We start from the raw sequence: 7714 nt of genomic DNA, 5'->3' as shown, positions 1-7714 counted from the left end.
GGGCTGGATTTCGGCCGGCCTCGGCCTGCACGTGAACGCGGCGGGGCCTGCAGATCCAGCCCCGCCGGCGTTTGAGGCGCGGGGGCCCGGGGGCTGGTCCCCGGCAACGGCGCGGCACGTGGCAACGGGTCCGGGGCGGGGCCCCGGGGACACCCTCAGCCCGTCCGGCGCTTGAGGACCGGGTCCGGGCAGGCCCGGGGAACGGTGGAAGGGCGGGTAGGGGACCGGCCCCGCAGGGGTACGCGTCACGACGTCACCGTCCAGGGGTCTGGGAGGGCTGGGGGGCGCCGCCCGACGGCGCGGTGGAGGGAGCCGGAGCGGCCGCGCCCGAGGGGGACGGGGAGGCCGGAGCCGGGGAGCCGGCCGGGCTCGGCACGGCTGCGGCCGGGGACGCCGAGAGGGGCGGCGCGGACGCCGGCGGCGAGGGGGGCGGCGGCTCGGCGGCCGGCGAAGCGGTCCCGGCGACCTTGCCGTCGGGACCGATGAAGACCGGGCTGCCACCGGGCACCAGACCCAGCTCGTGCGCCCGCCGCTGCAACGCGTCGGGCGCCGAGTAGCCGTCCACGTCCCGCTGCAGCGCCTGTTCCTCGTCCGTGAGCGCGGTGGTCTCCTTCTTCAGCTTGCTCAGCTGGAAGGAGCCCTCGTTCAGCGCCGAATTCAGCAGCAGCAGGCTGATCAGCCCGCCGCCGAGCAGCGCGACGACCAGCAGGACGAACGGGGTCCGGGCCGCCTGTCCGGCGACCGGTCCCCCCAGCACCCGCCCCAGGCGTTTCACAGCCGCGCCTCCCGGATGCGCTCCACCCCGCGGCAGCGGGCCGGCGCCGCACGCCGGTTCTCCGCGATCTCCTCCTCCGTCGGCAGCTCGGCGCCGCGCGTCAGGAGCTTCAGCTTCGGCTGGTACTTCTCCGGTACGACCGGCAGCCCGGGCGGGGCCGTCGAGGTCGCGCCGGCTGCGAAGACCTGCTTGACGAGGCGGTCCTCCAGCGACTGGTACGAGAGCACCACGATCCGGCCGCCGACCGCGATCCGGTCCACGGCCGCGGGGATGGCCTGCTCCAGCCCGGACAGCTCGCCGTTGACCTCGATGCGCAGGGCCTGGAAGGTGCGCTTGGCCGGGTTGCCGCCGGTCCGCTTCGCCGCCTGGGGCAGGGAGTCGCGGATCAGCTCGACGAGGCGGGCGCTGTTGGTGAAGGGATCCTTGTCCCGTTCGCGCACCACCGCGGACACGATCCGCTTGGCCTGCTTCTCCTCGCCGTACTGGCGCAGGATCCGGACCAGCTCGCCGGGGGCGTAGGTGTTGAGGACCTCGGCCGCGCTGATGCCCGTCGTCTGGTCCATCCGCATGTCGAGCGGGGCGTCCTGCGCGTAGGCGAAGCCGCGGTCGGCCTCGTCCAGCTGCATGGAGGAAACGCCGAGGTCGAAGAGGATGCCCTGCACGGTGGGGATGCGCAGACCGTCCAGTACCTCGGCCAGGTCGGCGTAGATGGCGTGGACGAGGGTGACCCGGTCGCCGAAGGGCGCGAGGCGCTCCCCGGAGAGGCGCAGGGCTTCCTTGTCGCGGTCCAGGCCGATCAGGTGGGCCTCGGGGAACCGGGTGAGCAGGGCCTCGCTGTGCCCGCCGAGGCCGAGGGTGCAGTCGACGACGACGGCCCCGGGCCTCTCCAGTGCCGGGGCCAACAGGTCCAGGCACCGCTGGAGCATCACCGGGACGTGTCGGGACTCGCTAGTCAAAGCGCCCTCTCAGATAACGGCGCGGCAGGCATACGCCGCGCCGCGCACGCGGAGTCTTACCAAAGGGCCGGGCGGCCGGTCAGGGCCGGGCTCCGGCCGGTTCGCGTCACTTTAGTGCAACGGTCGCCGCGGTCAACGAACCGCCCCGCGCGCCGTGCGCCCCGCTGCGACCGAAGCGGCAAATGCCGTGAATCACCCGGACGGCCGCGTGCCCCTCACCCCTGTGGGTTAGCTCACAACAGGACCGGGTGGCCTTCTTTGTCCACCCTCACTCAATGCTCAGACGCCCTGTGACCACTAACGTCGTATCCATGACGACTTCCGCATCCCTGCCCACCGAGTCCGCGCCCCAGGTCGCCGAGGGGCACACCGTCACCGACCGGCTCGTGGAATCGAACCGCGCGTACGCCTCGAAGTTCACCGACCCCGGCATGGACGCCCGCCCGGTCCTCCAGGTGGCCGTCGTGGCCTGTATGGACGCCCGCCTCGACCTGCACGCCGCCCTCGGCCTGGAGCTGGGCGACTGTCACACGATCCGCAACGCCGGCGGGGTGGTCACCGACGACACCATCCGCTCCCTCACCATCAGCCAGCGGGCGCTCGGCACCCGCACGGTGATACTCATCCACCACACCGGATGCGGCCTCGAAAGCCTGACCGAGGACTTCCGGCACGAACTGGAGGACGAGGTCGGCCAGCGCCCCGCCTGGGCCGTCGAGGCCTTCCGCGACGTGGACCAGGACGTCCGCCAGTCCATGCAGCGGGTCCGTACGAACCCCTTCCTGCCCCACAAGGACGATGTGCGAGGCTTCGTCTTCGACGTGCACACCGGGCTCCTGCGGGAGATCGATCCCACCTCTTGAGTGACACCAGGGCCAAGCGCCGTCAAGAATGCGGGGAGACGTCACCCGGAAACACTTCCGGGCCGGTGTCCGCGTTGTTGATAGCTCGCGGTTTCTGAGGTGTTTCGGGGTGGGCCGGTCATGCGCCATGGGGCGCCGGCCCTGGGAAAGGGTCGAGGAGAACCAGGTGACCACGTATGACGACCGAGCGAGCCTCGCGGATCTGACCAGCACGGCGCAGCAGGTGCGGGAGTCGATCGAAAGCGTGATCGAGGGCAAGCCGGAAGTGGTCCGCCTCGCGCTGACCGTCCTGCTCGCCGAAGGCCACCTGCTGATCGAGGACGTTCCCGGCGTCGGCAAGACGATGCTGGCCAAGGCGCTCGCCAAGTCCATCGACTGCTCGGTCCAGCGGATCCAGTTCACTCCGGACCTGCTGCCCTCCGACATCACGGGCGTCAGCATCTACGACCAGCAACGCCGGGAGTTCGAGTTCAAGCCCGGTGCGATCTTCGCGCAGATCGTCATCGGCGACGAGATCAACCGCGCCTCCCCCAAGACCCAGTCCGCGCTGCTGGAGTCGATGGAGGAGCGCCAGGTCACCATCGACGGCACCACCTACGTGCTGCCGAGCCCCTTCATGGTGGTCGCCACCCAGAACCCGGTGGAGATGGAGGGCACCTATCCCCTCCCCGAAGCCCAGCGCGACCGCTTCATGGCCCGGGTCTCGGTGGGCTATCCCAGCCCCGAGGCAGAACTCCGGATGCTCGACGTGCACGGCGGGCTCTCCCCGCTCGACGATCTGACGGCCGTCGCGCACGCCCACGACATCGGCAAGCTCATCGAAGCCGTCCGCGAGGTGTACGTGGCCGCGCCCGTCCGGCGCTACGTCGTCGACCTGGTCTCCGCCACCCGCAGCCACCCGGACCTGCGCCTGGGCGCCTCGCCCCGCGCCACCCTGCACCTGCTGCGGGCCGTGAAGGCCTCCGCCGCCCTGGCCGGTCGCGACTACGTCCTGCCCGACGACGTCCAGGCCCTGGCCGGACCGGTGCTCGCGCACCGGCTGCTGCCCACCGCGCAGGCCCAGCTGAGCCGGCGCACCGCCGAGCAGGTCGTCGCCGACATCCTCCAGCGCACCCCCGTACCCGCCGCGCCCTCGCGCGGCGAGATCCCGCCCGGCGCGGGCATCCGGGGCTTCTGATGAGCGCCGGCGCCCCGCACGGCGCGGGCGGCCGGGGTCCGCAGGACGGTGGCGGGCTGCGCGCGTCGCTGTCCGGGCTGACCACCCGCGGCCGGTCCTTCCTGGCCGCCGGGATCGCCGCCGGGCTGTGCGCGTACGTCCTCGGGCAGTCCGAGCTGCTCCGGGTCGGACTGCTGCTCGCCGTGCTGCCGCTGCTCTGCGTCCTGGCCCTGCACCGCACCCGCCACCGGGTCTCCGGCACCCGCCGGCTGACCCCGATGCGGGTGCCCGCCGGCTCCGAGGCCCGGGTGCAGCTGCGGCTCGACAACACCTCCCGGATGCCGACCGGGCTGCTGATGCTCCAGGACCGGGTGCCGTACGTGCTGGGGCCCCGGCCGCGCTTCGTCCTGGACCGGGTGGAGCCGGGCGGCCGCCGCGAGGTGTCCTACCGGGTCCGCTCCGATCTGCGCGGCCGCTACCCGCTGGGCCCGCTCCAGCTGCGCCTCACCGACCCCTTCGGGCTGGTCGAGCTGACCCGCTCCTTCTCCGCGTACGACACCCTCACCGTCATCCCGCGCACCGAGGCGCTGCCCCCGGTCCGCTTCACCGGCGAGTCCTCCGGCTACGGGGACGGCAGCCGCCGCTCGCTGGCCCTGGCGGGCGAGGACGACGTGATCCCGCGCGGCTACCGGCGCGGCGACGACCTGCGCCGCGTGCACTGGCGCTCCACCGCCCGCTACGGCGAGCTGATGGTGCGCCGCGAGGAGCAGCCGCAGCGCAGCCGGGCCACCGTCGTACTGGACACGCGGCGCCTCGCCTACGAGGGCGCCGGCCCCGACTCGGCCTTCGAGTGGGCCGTCTCCGCCGCCGCGTCGGTCCTGGCGCACCTGCTGGAGCAGGGCTTCTCCGTGCGGCTGCTGACCGACACAGGGGACTGCGTGCCCCGCGAGGGCGGCGGCTTCACCTCCGGCGGGCAGGAGTCCGCGGAGGCGGCGGGACTGCTGATGGACACCCTCGCGGTGGTCGGCCACTCCGACGGCGCGGGCCTCTCGCGGGCCTGCGACGCGGTACGGAGCAACGGCGCCGGCAGCGGCCTGGGCGGAGCGGGCGGGGACGGGCTCCTCATCGCCTTCTTCGGAGACCTGGACGACGTACAGACGGGACTGGCGGCCAGGATGTGCCGCCGCGGCGGAGGCGCCGTGGCCTTCGTACTGGATTCCGCGGACTGGTCCGGGCGTCCGCCGGGGCCGGCTTCGGTGATGTCCCAGGGGCTGCCTCCGCTGGAGGAGCGCCTGGTCGGGCTGCGCGACGCGGGCTGGACGGCGCTGGCCGCCCCGCCCGGGGTGGCCTTCGGGGAACTGTGGCGACAGGCGGGCAACGCGCCGATCGGCACGGCGGGCGGTTCGGGTTCGGCGGGGGGCTGGGGATGAGCGGGCGGGCGAGACTGACGGTCTTCGCGGCTCTGGCGACGCTGTTCACCGCCTGGTCGCTGAACCCGCTGGTGGAATCGGGCGGCTGGCTGCCGCAGGCGGCCCTGCTGCTGGCGCTGCAGAGCGCGGTGGGCGCGGGCGCGCGGCGGGTGCCGCTGGCCCGGACGCTGACCGTGGCGGCGCAGATCCTGGTGTCCCTGCTGGCGCTGGTGCTGCTGTTCGGCGGGAAGGCTCAGTCCGCCGCGGGCGACGGGCTGCTGGACTATCTCGTGACGGACTTCGGCGCGCTGTTCGGCCAGGGCGTGCAGGACGTGAACGAGTTCTCGATGCCGGCGCCGCTGACGGACGGGATCCGGCTGCTGCTGGTGTCCGGGGTGCTGCTGATCGGGCTGCTGGTCGACCTGCTGGCGGTGACCGCACGGACGGCCGCCGCGGCCGGGCTGCCGCTGCTCGCGCTGTACTCGGTGGCGGCGGGCCTGTCGGGCGCGGCCACCGGCTCCGGCGGCGCCTCCTGGATCTCCTTCCTGCTGGCCGGTGCCGGCTACCTCCTCCTCCTGCTGTCCGAGGGCCGCGACCGGCTCGCCCAGTGGGGCCGGGTCTTCGGCGCGGCCGCGCCGTCCTCACGCAGCAAGGTGGCCGCCGGATACTCCGGCGGCGGACAGGCGCTCGCCCCGGTGCGCACCGGGCGGCGGATCGGCGCGGTCGCGCTGGGTCTGGCGCTGGCGGTGCCGGTGGTACTGCCCTCGATGGGCACCGGAGTGCTGGGCCCGGGCGGCGGCGCGGGCGAGGGCGAGGGCAACGGCCTCGGCCCCTCGATCCAGGCGGTCAACCCGCTGGTCTCCCTGCAGAGCAGCCTGAACACCCAGGACAACCGGGTGGTGCTGCGGTACCGCACGGACAGCCCGCAGCTCAGCGAGCAGTACCTGCGGATCCTGGCGCTGGACGAGTTCAACGGCATCAAGTGGGAGGCCTCGGGGCGGGCCCTGACGGACGTCCCGAAGCGGATGCCGAATCCGCCGGGGGTGAGCGAGAGCGTGCTGAACGGCGCGACCGAGGTGCAGACCTTCATCTCCTCGGCGCAGACGTACGCACAGCGCTACCTGCCGATGCCGTATCCGGCGACGGGGGTGGACATCGCCGGGAAGTGGCGGTTCGAGCCGGCCGGGCGGACGCTCGTCGGGGACCAGCTCGGCAAGGACAAGTTCCAGAACGCCCAGGGCGTGCAGTACTCGGTGCGCAGCCTGCTGCTGAATCCGACGGCGGAGCAGTTGCGCAGCGCGCCCGCGGCGAACGCCGAGATCGCGACCGAGTACACGAAGGTGCCGGACAACCTGCCGGCGGTCGTCGTCCAGACGGCCCGCGAGGTGACGCGCGGTACGAAGGACGACTACTCGGCGGCGGTCAAGCTCCAGGACTACTTCGCGGTGAGCGGCGGGTTCCGCTACGACACGAAGGTGTCCTCGGGTACGGGTTCGCAGGCCATCGCCAAGTTCCTCACGGACAAGGAGGGCTTCTGCGTCCACTTCGCCTTCTCGATGGCCTCGATGGCGCGCACGCTCGGGATCCCGGCGCGGGTCGCGGTCGGGTTCACGCCCGGGGTGAAGCAGTCCGACGGCGTCGTCAACGTCTCGATGCGGGACGCGCACGCCTGGCCGGAGCTGTACTTCGAGGGCGTGGGCTGGACCCGCTTCGAGCCGACGCCCCGGTCGGGCATCACGGTGCCGGACTACAGCCGGCCCGCCACGCAGGACTCCCTGCCGAACACGCCGACGGCGGCCCCGTCCGTGAGTGCGGCGCGGCCTTCGGCCGGGCCCTCGACGGCGGACGACTGCCCGGCGGACCAGAAGAAGCTGGGCGAGTGCGGTCCGGCCGCGGCGCAGCGGAACACGGGCGCGGGAGACGACGGCCCCTCGGCGGGCACCGTCCTGGCCTGGACGGCCGCCGGCATCCTGCTCCTCGCCCTGCCGCTCCTGCCGGTCCTGTGGCGCGGACGGCTGCGTGCGCGGCGGCTCGGCTCGGGGCAGGTCCTGGCCGCCTGGCGGGAGCTGGGCGACGCGGCGTGGGACGTCGGGGTCACCCCGGACGAGGCGCTGTCCCCCCGGGGGGCGGCGGACCGGGTGGTGTCCCTGGGCCGGCTGGACGCGGAGGCGGCCGATGCCGTACGCCGCGTCGCGGGCGCGGTGGAGCGGGAGCTCTACGCCCCGCCGGGTGCGGAGCCCCCTTACGCGGAGCTGGCGCGCGACGTGGGGCTGGCCCGGGCCGGTCTCCTCGCGGGCGTGTCCCGTCCGGCGCGGCTGCGGGCGGTGTTCCTCCCGCGTTCGGCGGCACGGCTCGGCTGGGCGGCCTCGGCACGCGGGTCGGCGCTGACGGAGCGCCTCTCCGCCACCCTGTCCCGGGCCGCGTCCCGGATCCCCCTACGGGGCCGCGGCTGAACGGGGCCCTGCGGGGCTGTCCCCTACCCGCCCTTCCACCGTTCCCCGGGCTCCGCCCGGACCCGGTCCTCAAACGCCGGACGGGCTGGATTTTTCGGCCTC

6 protein-coding genes are annotated in these 7714 nt (G+C 73.7%); 4 read left to right on the top strand and 2 right to left on the bottom strand.

Annotated features, from left to right (window positions below; all coding sequences use genetic code 11):
- Nucleotides 1-253: 253 nt before the first annotated feature.
- Both ACFWBW_RS41170 and rsmH read right to left on the bottom strand, forming a co-directional pair.
- Nucleotides 254-775, bottom strand: a complete 522-nt coding sequence (locus ACFWBW_RS41170) for a hypothetical protein (RefSeq protein WP_385384862.1) — start codon at nt 773-775, stop codon at nt 254-256.
- Complete coding sequence (gene rsmH / locus ACFWBW_RS41165; protein WP_385384865.1) at nt 772-1701, bottom strand: 16S rRNA (cytosine(1402)-N(4))-methyltransferase RsmH; 930 nt, start codon at nt 1699-1701, stop codon at nt 772-774. Before rsmH ends, ACFWBW_RS41170 begins: the two co-directional genes overlap by 4 nt.
- 341 nt (nt 1702-2042) lie before the next feature.
- Between rsmH and ACFWBW_RS41160 the strand changes: the two genes are divergently transcribed.
- The 4 genes from ACFWBW_RS41160 (at nt 2043) to ACFWBW_RS41145 (ending at nt 7612) form a co-directional block, all read left to right on the top strand.
- Nucleotides 2043-2594, top strand: coding sequence for a beta-class carbonic anhydrase (locus ACFWBW_RS41160; RefSeq protein ID WP_385384859.1), 552 nt, complete (start codon nt 2043-2045; stop codon nt 2592-2594).
- A 166-nt stretch (nt 2595-2760) separates the two neighbouring features.
- Nucleotides 2761-3771, top strand: a complete 1011-nt coding sequence (locus tag ACFWBW_RS41155; protein WP_385384856.1) for an AAA family ATPase — start codon at nt 2761-2763, stop codon at nt 3769-3771.
- Nucleotides 3771-5180 (top strand): DUF58 domain-containing protein, encoded by a 1410-nt coding sequence (locus ACFWBW_RS41150; protein WP_385384853.1) that lies wholly within the window; start codon nt 3771-3773, stop codon nt 5178-5180. The genes ACFWBW_RS41155 and ACFWBW_RS41150 overlap by 1 nt, the downstream gene beginning before the upstream one ends.
- The gene (locus ACFWBW_RS41145) at nt 5177-7612 is read left to right on the top strand and encodes a transglutaminaseTgpA domain-containing protein (RefSeq protein ID WP_385384850.1); all 2436 of its coding nucleotides are present in this window, start codon (nt 5177-5179) and stop codon (nt 7610-7612) included. The genes ACFWBW_RS41150 and ACFWBW_RS41145 overlap by 4 nt, the downstream gene beginning before the upstream one ends.
- Nucleotides 7613-7714 lie beyond the last annotated feature (102 nt).

This window comes from Streptomyces sp. NPDC059957, from assembly GCF_042730015.1.
Taxonomy (GTDB): Bacteria; Actinomycetota; Actinomycetes; order Streptomycetales; family Streptomycetaceae; genus Streptomyces.
The sequence above is the reverse complement of the archived record's forward strand: the minus strand, read 5'-3'. Positions and strand labels throughout refer to the sequence as shown.

What these genes read in the sequence shown, in the direction of transcription:
- rsmH (WP_385384865.1), bottom strand. Translation starts at nt 1,701, where the DNA reads ATGCTCCAGCGGTGCCTGGACCTGTTGGCCCCGGCACTGGAGAGGCCC.
- ACFWBW_RS41160 (WP_385384859.1), top strand. Translation starts at nt 2,043, where the DNA reads ATGACGACTTCCGCATCCCTGCCCACCGAGTCCGCGCCCCAGGTCGCC.
- ACFWBW_RS41150 (WP_385384853.1), top strand. Translation starts at nt 3,771, where the DNA reads ATGAGCGCCGGCGCCCCGCACGGCGCGGGCGGCCGGGGTCCGCAGGAC.
- ACFWBW_RS41145 (WP_385384850.1), top strand. Translation starts at nt 5,177, where the DNA reads ATGAGCGGGCGGGCGAGACTGACGGTCTTCGCGGCTCTGGCGACGCTG.